Origin of the sequence: Dongia soli (genome assembly GCF_034044715.1) — a bacterium.
Classification (GTDB): domain Bacteria; phylum Pseudomonadota; class Alphaproteobacteria; order Dongiales; family Dongiaceae; genus Dongia_B; species Dongia_B soli.
In genome coordinates this window covers 210299-230829 of record NZ_JAXCLW010000007.1, presented here as the reverse complement: position 1 = coordinate 230829, position 20531 = coordinate 210299, and the positions used below count along the sequence as shown (strand labels likewise).

The 20531-nt window shown below is 58.6% G+C and carries 16 protein-coding genes; 2 read left to right on the top strand and 14 right to left on the bottom strand.

Annotation, left to right across the window (positions count from 1 at the left end; translation table 11 throughout):
* Positions 1 to 514 precede the first annotated feature (514 nt).
* The 4 genes from SMD27_RS20100 to SMD27_RS20090 all read right to left on the bottom strand — a co-directional run bounded on the left by SMD27_RS20100 (position 515) and on the right by SMD27_RS20090 (position 3781).
* On the bottom strand, positions 515 to 1291 hold the full coding sequence (locus SMD27_RS20100; protein WP_320510222.1) for a hypothetical protein: 777 nt from the start codon (positions 1289 to 1291) through the stop codon (positions 515 to 517).
* Between the two features lie 218 nt (positions 1292 to 1509).
* Positions 1510 to 2076 (bottom strand): hypothetical protein, encoded by a 567-nt coding sequence (locus SMD27_RS20095; protein WP_320510221.1) that lies wholly within the window; start codon positions 2074 to 2076, stop codon positions 1510 to 1512.
* A gap of 319 nt (positions 2077 to 2395) precedes the next feature.
* Positions 2396 to 2473: a hypothetical protein gene (locus SMD27_RS24240; RefSeq protein ID WP_407651941.1), complete on the bottom strand. Its 78-nt coding sequence runs from the start codon at positions 2471 to 2473 to the stop codon at positions 2396 to 2398.
* Positions 2474 to 2617: 144 nt separating this feature from the next.
* Positions 2618 to 3781: a beta-glucosidase gene (locus tag SMD27_RS20090; RefSeq protein WP_320510220.1), complete on the bottom strand. Its 1164-nt coding sequence runs from the start codon at positions 3779 to 3781 to the stop codon at positions 2618 to 2620.
* A 267-nt stretch (positions 3782 to 4048) separates the two neighbouring features.
* Between SMD27_RS20090 and SMD27_RS20085 the strand changes: the two genes are divergently transcribed.
* Both SMD27_RS20085 and glf read left to right on the top strand, forming a co-directional pair.
* The gene (locus SMD27_RS20085; RefSeq protein WP_320510219.1) at positions 4049 to 5320 is read left to right on the top strand and encodes a glycosyltransferase; all 1272 of its coding nucleotides are present in this window, start codon (positions 4049 to 4051) and stop codon (positions 5318 to 5320) included.
* Entirely contained in the window at positions 5313 to 6494 is a 1182-nt protein-coding gene (gene glf / locus SMD27_RS20080) for a UDP-galactopyranose mutase (RefSeq protein WP_320510218.1), read from the top strand. The genes SMD27_RS20085 and glf overlap by 8 nt, the downstream gene beginning before the upstream one ends.
* 30 nt (positions 6495 to 6524) lie before the next feature.
* Here the strand turns inward: glf and SMD27_RS20075 are convergent, their stop codons facing one another.
* From SMD27_RS20075 to pgi, 10 genes are all read right to left on the bottom strand, one after another.
* Positions 6525 to 8045: an alpha-amylase family glycosyl hydrolase gene (locus SMD27_RS20075; RefSeq protein ID WP_320510217.1), complete on the bottom strand. Its 1521-nt coding sequence runs from the start codon at positions 8043 to 8045 to the stop codon at positions 6525 to 6527.
* 25 nt (positions 8046 to 8070) lie between these two features.
* Complete coding sequence (locus SMD27_RS20070) at positions 8071 to 10707, bottom strand: MGH1-like glycoside hydrolase domain-containing protein (protein WP_320510216.1); 2637 nt, start codon at positions 10705 to 10707, stop codon at positions 8071 to 8073.
* 203 nt (positions 10708 to 10910) lie between these two features.
* Positions 10911 to 11591, bottom strand: a complete 681-nt coding sequence (rpe, locus tag SMD27_RS20065; protein ID WP_320510215.1) for a ribulose-phosphate 3-epimerase — start codon at positions 11589 to 11591, stop codon at positions 10911 to 10913.
* A gap of 3 nt (positions 11592 to 11594) precedes the next feature.
* The gene (gene pgl, locus SMD27_RS20060; RefSeq protein WP_320510214.1) at positions 11595 to 12320 is read right to left on the bottom strand and encodes a 6-phosphogluconolactonase; all 726 of its coding nucleotides are present in this window, start codon (positions 12318 to 12320) and stop codon (positions 11595 to 11597) included.
* Positions 12321 to 12329: 9 nt separating this feature from the next.
* Complete coding sequence (locus tag SMD27_RS20055) at positions 12330 to 13148, bottom strand: Cof-type HAD-IIB family hydrolase (RefSeq protein ID WP_320510213.1); 819 nt, start codon at positions 13146 to 13148, stop codon at positions 12330 to 12332.
* 21 nt (positions 13149 to 13169) lie between these two features.
* Complete coding sequence (gene zwf, locus SMD27_RS20050; protein ID WP_320510212.1) at positions 13170 to 14738, bottom strand: glucose-6-phosphate dehydrogenase; 1569 nt, start codon at positions 14736 to 14738, stop codon at positions 13170 to 13172.
* A 40-nt stretch (positions 14739 to 14778) separates the two neighbouring features.
* Positions 14779 to 16836 carry a transketolase gene (tkt, locus tag SMD27_RS20045; protein ID WP_320510211.1) on the bottom strand — a complete coding sequence of 686 codons (2058 nt, stop codon included), beginning with the start codon at positions 16834 to 16836 and terminating at the stop codon, positions 14779 to 14781.
* Between the two features lie 56 nt (positions 16837 to 16892).
* Positions 16893 to 17909: a phosphogluconate dehydrogenase (NAD(+)-dependent, decarboxylating) gene (gnd, locus tag SMD27_RS20040; RefSeq protein ID WP_320510210.1), complete on the bottom strand. Its 1017-nt coding sequence runs from the start codon at positions 17907 to 17909 to the stop codon at positions 16893 to 16895.
* Positions 17910 to 17939: 30 nt separating this feature from the next.
* On the bottom strand, positions 17940 to 18872 hold the full coding sequence (locus tag SMD27_RS20035) for a 2-deoxy-5-keto-D-gluconate 6-phosphate aldolase domain-containing protein (protein WP_320510209.1): 933 nt from the start codon (positions 18870 to 18872) through the stop codon (positions 17940 to 17942).
* The gene (gene pgi / locus SMD27_RS20030; protein WP_320510208.1) at positions 18872 to 20509 is read right to left on the bottom strand and encodes a glucose-6-phosphate isomerase; all 1638 of its coding nucleotides are present in this window, start codon (positions 20507 to 20509) and stop codon (positions 18872 to 18874) included. The genes SMD27_RS20035 and pgi overlap by 1 nt, the downstream gene beginning before the upstream one ends.
* Between the last annotated feature and the right edge of the window lie 22 nt (positions 20510 to 20531).

The following is a 20531-nucleotide window of genomic DNA, read 5'->3' as shown; positions in this document are numbered from 1 at the left end:
GAATGCATTGACGATGACGGGGTTGGATATCCAGGGCGTTCCGGTTGTGGTCAAAGCGGCCAGCATTGGCGATGCCGCCTCAGGATCGCTTTCAACCGAGGCGCTCGACGGCTGGCTGCTGGCGGTGGTTGTCAAGGATGTGGATAAGGCCGCCATCTCGGTTTGATCGGCGATCGCATTCGACTGTTTGCTGGGTTTTGAAGTTGGCATCGCTGAAGAGCTCCTTTATCCAAGGCGACTCTCGCCCATTCTTGCCCGCCGGTGGCACCGGCTGCCGACAGGCAATGGCGATCATCTCGACAAAAATTGTGGCTCGTCTTCGACCTAACCGACTTAACCGACTTATGTGGATAGAGCTTCTTCTCGGAGCGGCCGTCTCGCTAAGGGCGCATGATGGGAAACGGTCGTAAAACTGTCATCATCGAGATGGATGAGGCTATTAAAATTGATGGCGATACGACCGGCATCTAATCACAGCCCGACAAAGCGCCGACTGCGATCCCAAATATTCCTGTCATCGATAGACCGAGAGACTTTTCACAATGCGGGCAGGGTTGATGATGTTCTTCAACCGGCTGGTCGGCATGATCGACCTCAAGACACTTCCTGCGTGCGGATCGACATAGTGGAACAGCGCCGTGCATCTGAGTGCATCGACGTCGCATTCTTCGTTTGTATGAGCGGATTTGTAGCCCCAGAAGAAATAGAGGTTGCCCGGCACCATCTTGACGCGGACCAAACGTTCGTCATGGGTCTCATATAGCCGTTTCAAGCCCCGCTGCCTGACCGCGCTTGCGAGGATCGCCTTGTCGATGAGGGAGCGCATATAAAAATGTCGAACCTTCCGCACGTTCGGCAGCAACAGGAGATCGCCCGATTTTCCTTCAGTCGGAATGGTGATCGGCACTAGCGCCGCAAGCACATAAGTATCGAAATGGAAGTGCATGGAATTTTTCTGACCCGCGACGCCGCAGAGGCAACGCAGCACCTGATAGCACTCGGCAGCCGGCACCTGATGCCCGGTTCCCGCCTCATAGATATCGCAGCAGAGCTTCTCAAAATCGGGACGCTTCGGCAGATCATACATGAAGGTTCCCGCAAGCTCCGCCGGGCCTCGGAAGATAAGGCACCTGTCGCCGTTTTCTCGGAGAACCGCATCCACGAAGCGTTGAGCCTGTTTCAATTCATAGGGGCCGATATAATTTTCGATGACGGCAAAGCCGGCCACGTCCATCTCGCCCGCGATCTTCGCCGGATCATAGCTCGCTTCCCTCAGGGCGGATTCAGCCATTACCACCTCCGGCTAGCGGTACCTCGCTTCGCTGGCCATGTAGCCACGCTGCCAGACGACATACACCGCTCGCCTGGCTTCAACGAGATTCACAAATCTGTCATATTGCCGGAACGCACCTTACCACCAGCGGGCTGCGCTGGAACCATCCGGATGGATTAGAACATCAGAATACAGCGCGGATAACGCTTCGCTTCGCTCGGCCTCACTACCGGGGACTACCAGCTGCCGTCAGCGGGCTTGAGGATGAACGCTTGCCGGCCGCCAATACGCCATCCCTCATCAGTTTCCACCCGTGCATAGCCGAGGCCGCCATAGCATGGATCCTCGCTGGCCCAGAGAATTTCCCAACCCGCTCGGGTTGGCGCTCCCAGCAATGGCTGGGGAGCTGAGTCCAGATGCAGATCCGGCCCCAGATTGACCCCTTCTCGGCGCACACCTTTCCATCCCGTGTCCTGCCAGCGGTAATTGTTCGGGTCGATCACCTGAGAGGGGCCATGCGGTCCTTTCGGCTGGAATCGTGACATCGGATCGGGACAGAGAAGATCGCCGCCATCCAAGCGGAACTTGTAACGGGCGCCGGCTCCGGCCGTGGCCACGTATCCTGCGAAAAAGCCCTGCCCCTCTGCTTCGAGAGCTATCTGCGGTCTATTTTCAATTACCAGTCGGACATCCTTGTGGTCCGGCTCCCAGATCCGGAAATGCACGCCGCCATCGGGTTGAATTTCGGCGCCCTGGGGAAGTCGGCGTAGGAAGTTCTGCTTTGGTGCGGTAACAGGCATCATGGCATCCACCGATGTTTATCCGCGCGTCCTATAGGCAGCCGCGGCAGATAAATAGATTTAGCGCTGTTCCGATGCATCAACACGGCATGATCGGCCTCCACCGCCTGGCGGCAGTTTCACCTGTGCCTGTGCCCGTCAATTCTGCAGCTGAAGCGGAATGCCTTCCGCCTGCAGACGCCACATCTGTGCAAAAATACCGCCGCGGCGTCGCAGCTCCATTGGGCTCCCATCTTCTACGACCCGTCCGCCCGCCATAACAACGACAGGCTTAAACGCGGCAACACTGGAAAGTCGGGGGACCACGGCGATCACCGTCCGATCAGCCGAGTGATCTAAGAGTGACAGTCGCTTCGTCCAAGATAAGGATGGGAGCGTCCTTTAAGAAGGCGCGCGCAATTCCCAGCCGCTGTTTGCCAGCGCCAAGCGCTCAGATAATGGCAGATGAATGCCGCTGGATTGCAGAGATAGTGTGGCATCACCTCGCCGTCGTGAAGAAGCGGCTGATCCTTATCCCATCCGTTCATGCGCTTTCCGTTCGGCATCATCGGCTTTCCTCGATAGAGATTTCCTGTGGCAAAAGAGGCGTCCAAAGCGCCTCCTTTTGCTGCTGCCAACGTAACTCCTCTAATAACGCCGCGTAGATTTTCCGCTGCCCTGTTATATCGGCCTCGCCAAGAAGGCCGGCTTGGCAGCGCCGGTCATTGTCCCAACCCGGATAATCCAGGATGGGATAAAGACAGATGCCCAGGAGCTGTACGCCGGCATCGCGGGCGGCGCGTGCTTCCGCGCAAACATAATGGAGCCAGGAAGGCCGCGCGGTACCTTCACTACCGGTTTCTGCGATCAGCGCCGGCCGCTGGTAGCGCGCCTGAACTTCAACCAGCAACTCTCGAAAAGGCCGGTAATCTGGATGTCCGAAGGGTATCGTCGCGCCGCCGAAATACCATTGGTTATGCGGGTAGAAGTTGAGGCCGAGGATGTCGAGGTAACTGGCATTTCCCCCTAATTCCGGCTCCAGACGGCCAGAGAGCAGGTCGAATGCCTCGAACTGGGACAGACGATGTACTTCGGCCTCCATCTGGTTCTGTCGCGGCTGTGCCGGAGCTGAAATATGAATCAGAGGTTCGGCCAAAAGAAATCGCGCTCGGTTGTCCACGGCGCGGATCGCGCCCATTGCCGCGATTGCCGCTCGCACCAATTGGCGCTTCAGATCAGCCCCTTTTCCCTCGACACAAGGGTGAATGTAGCCGACCTCGCCGCCCGCCCAGGACCAAAAGGAAATCTCGTTGATTGGGCAGTAGACGGGGCGGGATCCAGTCTCTGCGTGCACCAGCCCGGCTACCGCTGCAGCAAATCGGGCAAAATGCTCGACGAAAGCCGGCGACCAAATATCAAGCCAGTCTGGCAAACCATAGTGACACAAATCCCAAATCACTTGCACGCCGACTTCCGCGGACGCCTTCAGCATCGGCAGAAAGCTCGACCAATCATAAAGTCCGGGCACAGTTTCGATGAGATGCCAGCGAACGCCGTCACGGACGGTGTGCAAGCCAAGGCGGCTTACCGCCCGATAGTCGAGCGCAGCCAGCCGATCATGCGCAGTTGCCGACACCATATCCAAACGTCGATCATCGCGCCGGCGTTGCGTGGAACATTCGAAGCCAGCCATGAAGTAGCTTTCGAACATGTTGGCGGCTACGTCCACTGTGCGGCTCCTTGATATCTGTCTAGGCATCAAGTCTAGAGCCCAGCATTCAGTTCTCTCAGCCCATGCCATTTACGAGATCACCGGCTTCACGTCGCTGTGAGCCCGGGAACATTCAACTGCGCCCGCGCTTGGGAGGATTGGGGCGGGAGACCCTGCGATCGAAGGGACGGAAGATTCCCTGATCAGCAATTGAGCCAGCGACATTCTTGAAGGAGCAGCGGCATTTGTGCAGCCAGCACGGATCGTCTGTAAAGGAAACCATGTATGAATGAGTCGTCGGCTGTCCCCTCTTATTCACCGCCTGCCCTTAAATCATCCATCCAAGCTGAGCTCATTTGCTTTTCCCATCTTCGATGGGATTTTGTTTGGCAGCGACCGCAACATCTTTTATCCCGCGCGGCCCGGCTCTATCGCGTGCTTTATATTGAGGAACCGGTATTCGTTCCGCATGAGGTGCTCGGCGACGATGGCTTTTCCGGAGACAAGAATTTGGCCGGGCACTTCAAGATCAGCGAGCGCCCCGGAGGTATTACGATAGCAGTGCCAGTCCTGGCGGAAGGTGGCAGTGCCGAAGCTAATAATGCCTCACTGCGCAGCCTCCTCAGGCAGCTTGTGCCAGAACCGCGGCCGTGCTCACGGATTTTATGGTATTACACGCCTGCAGCCATCGAATTCACCATGGATTTGACTGCAGACGTCGTTGTCTATGACAACATGGATGAGCTTTCGGCCTTCCTCGGTGCGTCTTCTCGCTTAGTGGAGCAGGAACGAGCGCTGTTCGAACGAGCTGATGTGGTCTTCACGGGCGGGATGAGTCTATACGCCTCGAAATCCAAGCGACATCCCAATGTCCATGCATTTCCCTCGAGCATTGACGCGCTTCACTTCCTCCGCGCGCGAAACCCGCTGGCCCTGCCCGGCCCCCAAGATCAAGCTGATATTCCGGCGCCCCGAATCGGTTTTTTCGGCGTCATTGACGAACGCTTAAATCAGAGACTGATCGCGGATCTCGCGGATAGATGTCCAGACTGGCAGTTCATCATGATCGGACCGGTCGTCAAAATCGACCCAGCCGGGCTACCGATACGCCCAAACCTTCATTGGCTGGGGTCGAAGCCCTACGCCGAATTGCCCACGTACCTAGCCGGCTGGGATGCGGGCTTTATGCCATTTGCACTGAATGACGCTACGCGGTTTATCAGCCCGACCAAGACGCTTGAGTTCCTGGCCGGGGGTATTCCCGTCGTGTCAACGCCCATCACCGATGTCGTCAGCCCTTATAAGGAAAGGGGCCTCGTTGAGATTGCCGATACGGCCAGCGCCTTCGCGGATCGCCTCAGCGACATATTGAAACGGCGGGCAGACAAGGATGCATTCAATCTCTGGCTGGCTGAAGTCGATCATTATCTTTCCACCACATCCTGGGACAAGTCCTGGGATTCCATGCGGACGCTGCTGGAAGGGACGATAAAATCCGGCGAGGAGGAGCGCCGCCAACATCCGTTGGAGCATTTTGCCGAGCCTAGCCATGTTTGACTGGTTGATCGTCGGCGCAGGTTTCGCAGGCTGTGTCCTTGCCGAACGCCTTGCAAGCCAGCGGAATGAAAAGGTATTGCTGATCGACCGGCGCAGCCATGTCGGAGGCAATGCCTACGACTTCTACAACGAGGCCGGCCTTTTAATCCACGCCTATGGGCCTCATATTTTCCATACCAATAGTGCACAAATCGTCGACTACCTATCATCCTTCACTGAATGGCGGAAGTACAGCCACCGCGTCCTGGCCGAAGTCGATGGCAAGCTCCTTCCTATCCCCATCAACCGCACAACGATCAACGTCTTGTACGGCTTATCGCTGTCGGACGATGCCGAAGTTGCTGCTTTCCTCGCATCGCAGGCCGAGCCGCTGGATTCGATCAATACTGCAGAGGACGTGGTGGTCAGCTCGGTAGGACGAGATCTATATGAAAAATTTTTTCGCGGCTATACGCGCAAGCAATGGAATCTGGACCCCAGTCAACTCGACAAATCTGTCACTGCCCGGGTCCCCACGCGCACCAATAGCGATGATCGGTACTTTACCGATCGTTACCAAATAATGCCCAAGCACGGCTATAGTCGGATGTTTCACCGAATGCTTCGTCATTCGAACATCAATATCATGCTGCAAGTGGACTATGCAGATATACGAAAGTACGTTCCCCATCGCCGCCTTATTTACACCGGGCAGATCGACGAATATTTTGACTTCTGTTTTGGTCGCCTCCCATATCGCTCCTTGCGATTTGATCACGTCACGCTGGATAAAACCTGGCACCAGCCGGTCGGCGTGATCAATTATCCTCAGACCCATTCTTATACTCGGGTGACGGAGTATAAACATCTGACGGGCCAAGAGCACCGAAAGACAGCTATTACTTTCGAGTATCCAACCGATATGGGTGATCCCTATTACCCGGTTCCGTGTCCTGACAACCAAACGCTTTACAAGAAATATGAGGAGCTCGCGCTGAAAGCCGGCGATACCTGGTTTGTCGGGCGGCTAGCAACTTATCGCTACTACAATATGGATCAGGTGGTAGGCCAAGCACTGGCCACCTTTCGTCGATTGGACGAGACCTTGCCGCGTCAAGCTCAGCCTTTTGCAAACGTGCCTAGCGCGGTGAGGTCGATGCAAAACGACCAACTTTCGGCCGTTGGTGGCAAGTGAAGCATTAAAGGACGAACACGGAGCGCGTGATCATGGCGAGACCGGTTCCATCGCGAAGAGATTATAGCGCCATGGGCCGAGGTCGATATAGAGGCCCGGATCGAGCATGCCACTACCGTCTCGATCGTAGACTTCGCCTCCCATCACATCGGTAAGCCGAAATCTGTTGCCGGCCTGGGCCGCGAAGGGCAGCCGCAGCCGGCATTGGGCTTGGTGATCAGAATAATTGACGATGGCAAGGCAATGGCCGCCATCAGCGGCGTGCCAAGCATATGCAATGAAATCTTGCCAGGTCGGATTGCCGGCCCAAGCTGGTTCCGGCGGAATCAACGACCATCGGCCATCGCGAAGAACAGCACGTTCGGATAAGACCGTCATCAGCCGCTCATAGAAGCGGAGGATTTCCGGATACGGCCGTTCAGGCGCCCCGCGGCACAGATGCACGGGCAGGTGAATGCGCGCGCCATCAAGCTGGCCCTGATGAAAAAAACGAAATCCCGGCGCGAGAAACGTGATGATGGCGGCTGCCTGATGCCGCGGCCAAGGGAAAGTGGCGGCCGCGCGCGGTTCATCATGATTCTCGAGAAAACGCGCGAGGCGGTCCTGATAGTCGAGACCAGCTGCCAGATGGGCGCGGATCGCCGTGCCGTCTGCGGTCCGAAGGCGATCATACAGGCGCTTGTCGTAGCAATAGTCGAAGCCTTGCTGCTGTAACTCCCATTCGAGATTCCAATAGGCCTCGGCCAGAAAGGTAAAGCGCGGATGGGCTTGGCGCACCCCCGCAAGGGCCTTCGGCCAGAAAGGCGGCGGCGTCACGTTCCAGCTGCGTTGAAAGACCTCCGGCAGCAAGAGCATCGACATATCGCATCGAAGGCCGTCGCACTGCTCGGCGATCGAGGCCAGCTCGGCCATCTGCGCTACCTGCAGCGCTGGATTGGCATAGTTCAGCTGGAGCGTGTCCGGCCAGCCGGGAAAATTGGGATCTCGCCCATGGGCGAAGATGCGAGCACCTTGGTGGGTCTCTACGCGGCAGTAATTCTGTGGTGCTACGGCCAGTGCTTCCTCGCTGCCTTCGATATAGAAATCGGGACGCTCCTTAACCCAGCGATGATCAAGCGCCGTATGATTGGGCACGAAATCGAGCATCAGACGAATGCCGCGCGCAGCGAGCCTGGCACGGAAGTCGGCCAGGGCCGCCTTGCCGCCAAGTGCTTCATCCACCTCATAGGCACCGATGGCAAAACACGATCCGCAAATATCTTCCTCGCTTAAATCGGGCAGCGCCGACTGAAATTCCCTTCGCCAAGCGGGGTTTCGCCGCGACAATGTCCGGCTGGCGAGCCCGATCTGCCATACACCCAAAAGCCAGACCCAATCAAAACCTTGATGGGAGAATGCATCCAGGGTTGCCTCATCGACCTCCGCGAGGGTGAGCGGCTTGCCGGCCTTGAGTGACAGGCGGGAGAGCCATGGTCTGGCGTTCACCTCGATCAACGATGGATAGCGCGACAGGTGAGAAAGCCTGGCAGCCGGTGAAGCACCAGCGCTCATTGCTGCCAAATCGCGAACCGCTTTACTACTCATAAAGCTCGGCGATCATATTTGCGATTAACCCGCTCCAACCCGTCTGGTGCGACGCGCCCAGCCCGCGCCCGGTGTCGCCATCGAAATATTCATGGAAGAGGATATAGTCCTTGAAATGGGGGTCGGCCTGCATCTTTTCACTGGTGCCGAAGACAGGACGCCGGCCCTCCTCGTTGCGGCGAAAGATGTTGATCAAACGGCAGCGCAGATCATCGGAAATCTCCTTCAACGACAGCATTTGGCCGGAGCCTTCCGGGCATTCCACCCGAAAATCCGGGCCGAAGAATTTCGCGAATTTCTGCACGCTTTCGACGATCAGGTAGTTGATCGGCATCCAGATTGGCCCGCGCCAATTGGAATTTCCGCCGAAGAGATCGCTATCGGACTCAGCCGCAGTATATTTAACTTCGGCGCGAACGCCGTCCATTTCGAAGACGTAAGGATGTTCGAGATGAAATCGCGACAGTGCGCGCACGCCGTAATCCGACAAGAACTCATTCTTGTCGAGCAGGCGCTCCAGCAGCTTGGAGGAACGGAAAGCCCGCGTCATGGCCAGGAGATGCGTGTCGTTGGCGCCCGGCGTGTTCCATCTGGAAACCAGGGCAGCAAGTTTCGGGCGGTAACGCAGATACCATCCCAGCCGTCGGACAAACACCGGCATCCTCTCCAGCAAAGATGGATCAATGACCTCGACCGCGAAGATCGGAATGATGCCGACCAACGAGCGCACACGCAAGGGCGTCTTCTCGCCATTCGTCCTGACCAGCCAATCATAAAAGAAATTGTCCTGATCATCCCAAAGCCCCATCCCTTCGCCGCCGAGATTGGTCATGGCACCGCCGATCATCAGGAAATGTTCGAAGAATTTTGTGGCGATGTCTTGATAAGCATCGTCCTCCTGCGCCAGCTCGATAGCGATCCGCAGCATGTTGAGGCTGTACATCGCCATCCAGGACGTGCCATCGGACTGGACCAGTGTGCATCCGGTCGGCAGCGAAGCCGAGCGATCGAAAACACCGATATTGTCCAAGCCGAGAAATCCGCCCTGGAAGACATTCAGGCCGTGCGGGTCCTTGCGGTTCACCCACCAAGTGAAATTGAGCAGCAGCTTGGTGAAGATGTTCTCGAGGAATTTGCGGTCGCCTTTGCCGTTCCGGCGGCGTTCGGCTTCATAGATGCGAAAGACCGCCCAGGCTTGCACCGGCGGGTTCACGTCGCTGAAATTCCACTCATAGGCCGGCAGTTGGCCATTCGGATGCATGTACCAGCACTGGCAGAGCAGAAGCAACTGACGCTTGGCGTCTTCCGGATCGAGACAGGCGAGTGTGGTCAGGTGAAAGCACCAGTCCCAAGCCGCGAACCAGGGAAATTCCCATTTATCCGGCATCGAGACGATATCTTCCATATTGGCATGAACCCATTCGCAATTCCTCCCGGAGAGGCGATCCCGGGGCGGCTTGGGTTGTGCTGAATCACCACTCAGCCATTCGGTGACATCGTAGTGGAAGTATTGTTTTGACCAGAGAATGCCCGCGAAGGCTTGGCGCTGAATGCGACGGAGATCCTCGTCGAGCACTTTGCTTTGCAGTTCCGCATAGAAGGCATCGGCTTCCGATTTGCGCAGCGCGAATATCCGTTCGAAATCGGCAAAGGGTTCGGCGGGCCTGGATTGTTCCTGACAAAGCCGGACCCGGATGGTCGCGCTGGCGCCAGGCGGGATGTTCCGGCGGTAAATGCCGGCAGCCTTCGTCCCGTTCCTGGAATCGACCGCGTTCAGCTTTCCCCTGACGATATAGTCGTGAAAACCGTCCTTATATAAACGTCCTGGTTCGTGATTACCGTAGAATTTGGCGGCGTTGGTCTCGTTCTCGCAGAATTTAATTTCGTCCGGCTCCTCGAAGTGGACCGCATAGGAGCCGAGTTTTCCGTGCTTGATCACCACTGCGCCATCTATCAAGTCGAGCGAGGGCTTTTGCCCCTCCGTGAACCAGCTCCAAGTGTTGCGGAACCAGACCGAAGGCAGCACATGGATTGGTGCTGCCTCGGGTCCGCGATTATGAATGGTTAGCCGCAGGAGAATGTCCTCGGCGCTCGCCTTGGCATATTCGATATCGACGTCGAAATAGCGGTCGTCATCGAAGATGCCGGTATCCAGGAGCTCGAATTCCGGCTCGTGCTTGCTGCGTCGTGCGTTCTCCTGCACCAGACGGGCATATGGATACGCGGCCTGCGGATATTTATAGAGCATCCGGGCGTAGCTATAGGTCGGCACCGCGTCGAGATAGTAATAGAGTTCCTTCACGTCCTCGCCATGATTGCCCTGGCGGTTGCCCAGGCCAAACATGCGCTCCTTCAGGATCGGGTCCTTACCATTCCAAAGGGCGACAGCCATGCATAGACGCTGCTTCGTGTCACAAATTGCGCCGAGTCCGTCTTCGCCCCAGCGATAGGCACGGCCGGCCGCGTGATCATGGGGAAAGTAGTTCCAGGCATCCCCATCGGCACTATAGTCCTCGCGCACGGTTCCCCATTGGCGCTCGCTTACATAAGGTCCCCATTTGCGCCAGCTTTGACGGCGCGAATTTCCTTCTTCGAGGCGTGTCTGCTCCGGATTGGCCCTTGCTGGCATTTGCTGTTAATCCATTTTTTTGGGAATCACGCTTTGACCGACCGCCGCGATGTGGCGAACAGCCGAATGACCGTGTCAGTAAACTCCGCGACGGGCGGGCCGATGCTGATGGCCAAAGGAGAGTCTCCGGAACCGGGTTTCCGTCTAGGCATCGGCTAGGCCCTGAAATACGGTCGCCGGCATCTGATACCCCCCTGTTCTTTTCATTCACTCGCCCTGCCTGCCGTGGCGCTTTCGCGGATTGCCGCAATGGCAGTCTTATAGTCCTCCGCGCCAAAGATGGCGGAGCCGGCGACGATCGCCGTGGCGCCGGCGGCACCAGCTTGCTTTGCCGTCACGTCGTTCTCACCCCCATCGACCTCGATCACCGGGTCCAGGCCGCGTTCCGTGCACATCGCCCGGATGCCCCGGATCTTCGGCAGCATTTCCGGCAGAAAGGCTTGGCCACCAAAACCGGGGTTGACCGTCATCACCAGAATGATGTCGCAGAGATGCAGGACGTATTCGATGAGTGCCGGAGGACTGGCGGGATCGAGCACCACACCCGCCTTCTTGCCCATCGCGCGGATCCGGGCGAGCACACGATGCAGATGGATCGTGGAGCCTGGCTCGGCCTGGATCAGCAAATGGTCGGCACCGGCTTCTGCGAAGGCGTCGAGATATCGCTCCGGCTCGGCTATCATCAGATGAACATTGAGCGGCTTTCCCGTCGAGCGGCGGATCGCCTGTAAGACGACCGGTCCGAGGGTGATGTTGGGCACGAAGCGGCCATCCATCACATCGACATGGATCCAATCGGCGCCAGCGCGATCGATCGCCCGGACCTCTTCGCCCAATCGGGTGAAGTCCGCTGACAGCACCGATGGCGCCACCAGGATCGGCACGTATCAGCTCTCCCCGGCGGCGGCGCGGTCAACGAACCAGATCAGCTCGCCGACAGGTTTGATGCGGGCAGCGGGCACTTGGCTTTTGCCCGTGCGGATGTCGCTGAAGACAGCCGCCTTTTCCTTGCCCGCGACCAGAAATGCGGCCTGCCGGCTACTTTCGATGGCCGGATAAGTCATCGTGATACGGATCTCGGGCCGGCCGTGTAACACGGCTGCAACCCAGCGTTTTCGCTCTTGCAAAACGGGGTGATCCGGCAGGAGCGAGGCGGTATGGCCGTCCGAACCGAGGCCAAGCAGCGTGATATCGAAAAAAGGCTTGGCAGGATCGAGCACTGCCGCGCCATATGCCGCCTGCAGCATCCGTTCATAGCTCGAGGCAGCTTCCTCGGGCGCGCCATCGACGGGCATGGGATGGATGTTTTCTGGCGGAACCGGCACTTTGGCCAACATCGCTTCACGGATCATCCGGTAATTACTGTCCGGATGATCATGGGGAACGAAGCGCTCATCGCCCCAATACCAATGAACGCGCGGCCAGGGAAACCGTTGGCGAAATGCGTCGGAGGCGAGAAGCTCGTAAAGCGTTTTTGGCGTCGAGCCGCCCGAAAGCGAGACCCGAAAGGGTCCCGTCGATGCAAGCGCGGCCGCGGTCATCCAATCGGCCACGTGGCGCGCCAATGTGGCGGGATCGGGAAGTATGTCGATGCGGCCGTTCATTTTAGCCATGCCGGCCTCCTAACCCAACGAACCTAGGATGAAACGTTCGATGGCCTTGGCAAAGCCTTCGTCGTTGAACGAGTCAGTGACGGCGTCGGCCTGCCCCTTGACCTGGTCCGAAGCATTGCCCATGGCGATGCTAAAACCCGAGCGCTTGAACATGAGCACGTCGTTCGGCTGGTCGCCGATGGTAGCGATCTCTGCGGCCGGAATCTCGAGGTGGCGCGAGAGAAATTCGACGACCGCACCCTTGTTCGCATCCTTATGGGTCACGTCCAGGTAATAGGGTTGCGACCGGTTCGCCGACGCACGATCTCCAAAAGCCGCCTGGGCATCGGCCTCGCAGCGCTGCACCTTGTCGTGGTCATCGCTGACGCCGACGATCTTGGAGATTTGATCGAGATCTTCTGCAACATCGCGCACGATCGTCGGCTCGAATTTGACGGTCCAGGCTTCGCGGGCGACATGCGGGGCATCGGCCTTGGTGATGAGCCAGTCATTGCCGCGATAGACCCAGGCATCCAGACCATGGGCGCGGATCAGGTCGATGGATTTGGCGGCAATATCTTCCGGCAAGGTCTTTTGCTCGATGACGGCAAGATCCGGTCTGACGAACAGCCCGCCATTGAATCCAGCTATCGGCGTATCGAGCCTGAGGGCGTCAAACAGCATGGCCATGCCGCGCGGCGGCCGGCCGCTGGTAACGGCGAAACGAATGCCGGCATCGTGCAGGTTCCGCACGGCCGCCTCTGCCCGTTTGGTCAGTACTTTCTCCTCGGTGACAAGCGTTCCATCCACGTCCGACAGTACCAGGGAAATTTTTCTTTGCTCTGCCATGGGGGCCTCTGCAGCGTTGACTTAGTCCAGGGATCGCCAGGCGCGCCCGTCGCGGGCAAGAAGATCGTCCGCCGCGGCCGGGCCATCGCCACCTGCAACATAGTTCGGAAATTCCGGCGGGGGGTTGTTCGCCCAGGCATCGAGGATAGGCTGTACTGCTCGCCATCCAGCCTCGATATTGTCGGCGCGCTGGAACAGCGTCGCATCGCCGATCATGCAATCGTAGATCAGCGTCTCATACCCGGTATTGGGTGCCATATCGAAATAGGCCTTATAGGCGAAATCCATGCTGACATTGCTGAGCTTCACAGTCGGGCCGGGCCGCTTGGCGGCAAACTCGAGCGCAATGCCTTCATCGGGCTGGATGCGCAGGATCATCCAATTGGGATTCATCCGTTCCACACGCGTGCCGCGGAAAAGTGTGTAGGGTGCCTGATGGAAACGGATGGCTATTTCGGTCCAGCGGCGCTTCAGATATTTACCCGTGCGCAGATAGAAGGGCACCCCGGCCCAGCGCCAGTTGTCGATCTTCAGCTTACAGGCGATATAAGTTTCGGTGATTGAATCCGGGGATACATCGGGTTCCGAGCGATAGGCCTGGACCTGCTTGCCCAAGACCGTACCGGCGTCGTACTGACCCCGCACGGCATCCCTCAACGCTTGCGCTGGCTTCAAGGGTCGTATCGCCTCGATCACCTCGGCCTTCTTGTCCCGGACCGCATCGGCGTCGAAGGAGATCGGGGGTTCCATGGCCGTCAGCGCCAGTAGCTGGAAGACATGGTTGGGGACCATGTCGCGTAGTGCCCCGGTTTTCTCATAGAATTTCCCTCGGCGCTCGACGCCGACGGTCTCCGCCGCAGTGATCTGGATATGGTCGATGTGCTGTCTGTTCCACAGCGGCTCGAACAAACCATTGGCAAAGCGCAGCGCCATGATGTTCTGGACCGTCTCCTTACCCAGGAAATGATCCATCCGATAGATCTGATGCTCCTGCAGCGACTTTAGAATTTCCGCGTTAAGCGCCTTGGCAGAGGTGAGGTCATGACCGAACGGCTTCTCGATCACCACCCTCCTCCACTGGTTGTCCTTTTCGGTCACCAGGCCGGCAGCACCCAGGCCTGCGACGGTCACGCTGAAGAACCGTTCGGCGACGGCGAGATAGAAAAGATAATTGCCCGCCGTTCCGGAGGTCTTATCCAGGTCCGCCAGATGCTCCTTCAGTCGGCTGTAGGTGCCGGGGTCGTTGAGGTCGCCTTGCAGATAGGTCATGCGATCGGCCAACCAGCGCCAGGCGGCCTCGTTGATATGGTCGGCCTGGAATTCGCCGCCGCCACGGACGACGAACTCATGCATCATGTCCTCCAGGCCTTGGCACCATTCCGCCGTCGTCTTGGGAGATAGATCGACGCCGACAAGCCGGTAGTTTTTGGAGAGGCGTTTGGCAGTAACCAGGTTATAAAGCGCCGGCACGACCAGGCGCTTGGTTAAGTCACCGGCAGCGCCGAAAATGACCATCGTACATGGCGGCGCTACGGTATCGTCCGCCGCTGCGCTCCTGGTTTTCGTCAGCTGATCGCGACTATCCGCCATTGCTGGTTTTTCTCCCTCTATGTGCTTCGCATCCGGTCCGCTATTTCTGCGCGAGCACTTCCTTCGCTGCCGCGACGATCCGCTCGGGCTCGAAACCAAATTTCCGCTGCAGCTCCTTCAGAGGCGCGGAGCCACCGAAGGTCTTCATGCCGATGATCTGGCCGGTCGCGCCGACATAGCGATCCCAACCCAAGACAGATCCCTGTTCCACCGCGACGCGCGCCTTGATGTCCGGAGGGAATACGCTGTCTCGATAGGCCTGAGGCTGATGTTCGAAGATATCCCAGGAAGGCATCGAGACCACACGCGCGCGAATTCCCTCTTTCGTCAGGGTCTCATAGGCGTCGACCACGAGGGGGACCTCGCTGCCCGAACCGATCAAGATGACCTGGGGCGGACCGCCGGGCGAATCCGCCATCACATAAGCCCCACGCGCGAGACCCGCCGCCGAAGCATATTTGCTGCGATCGAAGGTCGGCAGGGCTTGGCGCGTCAGTGCGAGCACGGCTGGCTGGTGCCGCAGTTGCAAGATGTAGCGATAGGCCTCGGTGACCTCATTGGCATCACCTGGGCGGAGCACGACCAGCCCCGGAATGGCCCGCATCGAGACGAGCTGTTCCACCGGCTGATGGGTCGGCCCATCCTCGCCATTGCCCATGGCGTCGTGGGTAAAGACAAAGATGGTGGGCAGCTCCATCATGGCGGAAAGCCGGATGGCGGGTCGTGCATAATCGCTGAAGATGAAGAAGGTCGCTCCGAAGGCCCGGAGTTTCGACAGCGAGAGCCCGTTGACGATTGCCGCCATCGCATGTTCACGGACACCGAAATGCAGGTTCCGGCCTTCGGGCGTCGTGGCCTCGAAATCGCCCGCCCCCTCGAACTTCAGCCTGGTTTTGTTCGAGGGCGCGAGGTCCGCCGATCCGCCCAGGAACCAAGGTATGTTCTGCGCAAGCTGGTTCAACACTTCGCCCGATGCGTCGCGTCCCGCGATACCCTTCGGATCGGCCTTGAAGCTGGGGAGGTTGCGGTCCCAGCCCTGGGGCAGCTCACGGCGCTGCATCTGATCGATCTCCGTGGCGAGGTCGGCAAACTGGGAACGGTACGTCTCGAAAAGCTGTTCCCACCGACTGCGCGCTTCGGCGCCGCGCCGGCCGATTCCATCGTCGAAATGCTCGCGCACCCCGTCGGGGACGAGAAACTTGGCATCCTCCGGCCAGCCGTAAGCGCGTTTGGCGAGCCGAATTTCATCTTCGCCCAGGGGTTCGCCATGGGCCGCGGCCGTGTCGATCTTGTTGGGCGAGCCATAGCCGATATGGCTATCGAGGATGATCAGGGTCGGCCGCCCCTTCGTCTTGCGGAACACCGCAAGCGCGTCCTCGATCCGCTCAAGATCGTTGGCATCGCCAACCCTCAGCACGTTCCAGTGATAGCCAAGGAAGCGGGCGGCGACATCTTCGGTAAAGGCAATGCGGGTGCTGCCCTCAATGCTGATGTGGTTGTTGTCATAGATCCAGCACAGATCGTCGAGGCCAAGATGCCCGGCCAGCGAGGCCGCTTCGGATCCGACACCTTCCATCAAGCAGCCATCGCCGCAAACCGCATAGATGTTGTAGTCGAAGACCTCAAAGCCGGATCGATTGTAACGACTGCCCAGCCATTTCCTGGCGATTGCCATGCCGACACTGGTGGCAATACCTTGTCCCAGCGGACCCGTGGTGGTCTCAACGCCCGAGACCAGGTGATATTCCGGATGACCCGGCGCCTTGCTTTCGAGCTGGCGAAAATGGCGGATGTCGTCAAGGGTGACTGACGGCTTCCCCAGAATTTCATACTCGGCATTCACCGCCATCGTTCCCGTCAGATGCAGCACGGACCAGAGGAGCATCGAAGCATGGCCGTTGGATAGAACGAAGCGGTCCCGGTTAGGCCAGATCGGATCCTTTGGGTCGAAACGCATGACACGGTTCCAGAGCGTATAGACCAGGGGCGCTAGCGCCATGGGCGTGCCGGGATGGCCGGATTTCGCTTGTTGGACCGCGTCGATGGAGAGGGTTCGGATCGTGTTGATCGCCAAAAGGTCGATATCGTTCTCAGACATGCCGGTTACTCCAGATTCCTGTGCCGATGCCCCCAAGAACTACTTGAATAGAGCTGCTAGGATTTCGCCAGCTTTTCCAAATGCCCGCCGAAGGCATAGCGCATGGCGGAAAGCATCTTGTCGGCGAAATCCGCTTCGCCGCGCGAACTGAACCTTTCGAAAAGAGCGGAGGAGAGCACCGGAACCGGCACGCTCTCATCGATCGCCGCCTTGATCGTCCAGCGGCCTTCGCCGGAATCGGACACGCGGCCGGCGAATTCCGAGAGGGCAGAATCCCGGCTGAGGGCGCCGGCAGTAAGGTCGAGCAGCCAGGAGGCGATCACACTGCCCCGGCGCCATACTTCCGCTATATCGGCCAGGTCGAAATCGTATTGATAATGCTCCGGATCACGCAGCGGTGTGGTTTCCGCATCAACGGCACGGGACCTGGTTCCCGCATTGGCTGCGTGTAGAACCGCCATGCCTTCGGCATAGGCGGCCATCAACCCATATTCGATTCCATTATGCACCATCTTGACGAAGTGCCCGGCGCCGTTCGGTCCGCAATGGAGATAGCCTTGCTCAGCGGTTCCACCTTTTTCTCGCCCGGGTGTGGAGGGGATATCGCCGCGGCCCGGCGCGAGCGTGGCAAAGATCGGATCGAGCGACCTCACCACATCGGTCTCGCCACCGATCATCATGCAATAGCCGCGCTCCAGACCCCAAACGCCGCCGCTGGTTCCGACATCGACATAATGAATGCCTTTCGCCGTCAGCTCCTTGGCGCGGCGGATATCGTCGACGTAATAGGAATTACCGCCATCGATCAGAATATCGCCGCGATCGAGATGCGGCAGCAAATCGGCGATGGCCTTATCTACTGCACCGACCGGTACCATCAGCCAGATTGCACGCGGCTTCGTCAGGCGCTTGGCAAACTCCGACAACGATCCGGTGCCGACGGCGTTCTCCTTTGCAAGCTCCGCCACCGCCGTTTCGGATTTATCGTAAACGACACAGTCGTGGTCGCCTTTCAAGAGGCGCCGCACCATATTCGCGCCCATCCGGCCGAGACCGATCATTCCGAGTTGCATGAGTAAGCTCTCCCTTCCGCTCCAAACCAATCAAGCCGACCGGGCGGCACTCGAGCGCGCGGTCTCGAAAACATTCACGAATGCCCGATAGCGTCCCGCAATCTCAGCGACGCCCTGCTCGCGCGTCGCCTTCTTGGCGCGCCAGGCGACCAACGGGTCCCAGAAATCGGTGCGGCCCACCGCAAAACCGATGAAGCCCGGCACCTGTGCCGCAACCCCAAGCCATTCTCCCACCTTCTGATCGTCTTCCCCGCGTCCCAGGACAATGCAGCTGACCTGGTTGCGGCCGCCGGCCCGCGCCCGCGCCACGATAGCCTCGCAGTCTTCACGACGGTCTAGTCCTTCGATCTTCCACAGATCCGGCTCGACGCCAGCCTCCTGCAGCTCGCGGATGGCTTCGACCATCAGGCGGGGCCTCAACTCGAGATCATAGGCCTTCTTGTCGCCTTTCAACTTATCGAGCTGCGCCTTCTCCGGCGGTACCAAAAGCTCGAACATGAAGCGGCTGCGGTTCTCCGCAGCGAGATAATCGGACAGCCGTTTCAATCGGACCGCTTGCCTTTGATTCAGCGCGCGGTCGCCTTCCGGATTATAGCGTACCAGCACCTTGCAAAAGGTCGGATCGAACGCTTGAATGTGGCGCCCGAAATCTTCGCCATATTCGAACTCGAACTCATCCTGCCCGCTCTTCTCCGCCGGGCAAGCGGTGACAATATCCTTCCCCGGCGCGTCGCGCAGAATGGCAGTACCAAATTGCTCGTCGACCAGAATGCCGGCCTTTTCCTTGGGCACGCCGGCCTGGAGCGCCATCTGAAAGCCATCGTAGATGATCTGCTTGGCACCGGCGATCTCGGCTGTCTGTGCAGCGCTCAGTGGCGACGTCCAACCGAACAGCTTGCTCTGGAACGAGCCGCGGTGATCGAACGGCAGGATGTAGAGCGGACGGTCATATCCTCGAGGCATCAGGTCGATCCTTTACGCTTCCGATAACGCCGGATCAGCGCATTCGTCGAACTGTCGTGCTCGAGCTTCGGTTCGGCGGTGTCCTCCAGTTGCGGGATGATGCGCTGGGCGAGTACCTTGCCGAGCTCGACACCCCACTGGTCGAAGGAGTCGATCTGCCAGATCGTGCCCTGGGTAAAGACGCTGTGTTCGTAAAGGGCGACCAGCTTGCCCAGCGCGGCCGGCGTCAGCCGGTCGAGAAGAATGGTATTGGATGGGCGATTGCCCGCGAAAAGCCGGTGCGGCAGGAGCCAATCCGGCGTTCCTTCCGCTTTGACCTCTTCTTCGACCTTGCCGAAGGCCAGCGCCTCCGTCTGGGCGAAGACATTGGCTAGCAACATGTCATGATGCCGTCCCAGGGGGTTCAGGCTCTGCATGAAGGCAATGAAGTCGCAAGGTATCAGGCGCGTCCCCTGGTGAATCAGCTGGTAGAAGGAATGTTGGCCATTGGTGCCTGGTTCACCCCAGTAGATCGGCCCGGTATCATAATCGACCTGCGTGCCATCGAGGGTCACATGCTTGCCGTTGCTTTCCATGGTGAGCTGCTGGAGGTAGGCGGGAAAGCGCTTCAGATATTGCTCGTAAGGCAGCACGGCCACCGTCTGGGCGCCGAAAAAATCGGCATACCAGATTGTGAGCAGGCCCAACAGTACCGGCAGGTTGCGATCGAAGGGCGCAGTACGGAAATGCTCGTCCATCTCGTGGAACCCGTCGAGCATGGCCCGGAAATTTTCCGGACCGATGGCAATCATGGTCGATAGGCCGATCGCCGAATCCATGGAGTAGCGCCCACCGACCCAGTCCCAGAAGCCGAACATGTTGTCGGTATCGATACCGAATTTCGCGACTTCCTTCGTATTGGTCGAAACGGCGACGAAGTGCTTTGCAATGGCCTTTTCTTCGCCGTTCAAACCGGCCAATAGCCAGTCGCGCGCCGTATGTGCGTTGGTCATCGTCTCGAGCGTGGTGAAGGTCTTGGAGGAGATGATGAACAGCGTCTCCAGCGGGTCGAGGTCGCGTACCGCTTCGGCAAAATCCGTTCCGTCGACATTGGAGACGAAGCGGAAAGTCATTGCGCGTTCGCTGTAATATCGCAGCGCCTCATAGGCCATCACCGGCCCCAAATCGGAGCCGCCGATGCCGATATTGACGACATTGCGGATACGCTTGCCGGTATGCCCTTGCCATGCGCCGCTGCGTAAGCGGACGGCGAAATCCGCCATCTTATCCAGAACCGAATGTACCTGCGGCACCACGTTCTCGCCGTCATGCATGATCGTCGCATCGCGTGGCGCACGCAGCGCCACATGCAGCACCGAACGCTTCTCAGTGACATTGATCTTCTCGCCACGGAACATCGCATCGATGCGTTCGCGTAGGCCCGATTCCTCCGCGAGCTGGAGCAAAAGCTGCAGTGTTTCGGCGGTCATCCGGTTCTTCGAGTAGTCGAGATAGATCCCCGCAGCCTCGACGGCAAATTTCTCGCCGCGCTTTGCGTCCTCCGCAAAAAGCTGGCGGAGATGCAGGCCCTGCATCTTCTGGAAGTGGTTTTCCAGCAAGGCCCAGGCCGGGCGCACACGTAAAGCTGCCACGCTCATGATTTTTCCCTCGCCGATGCTG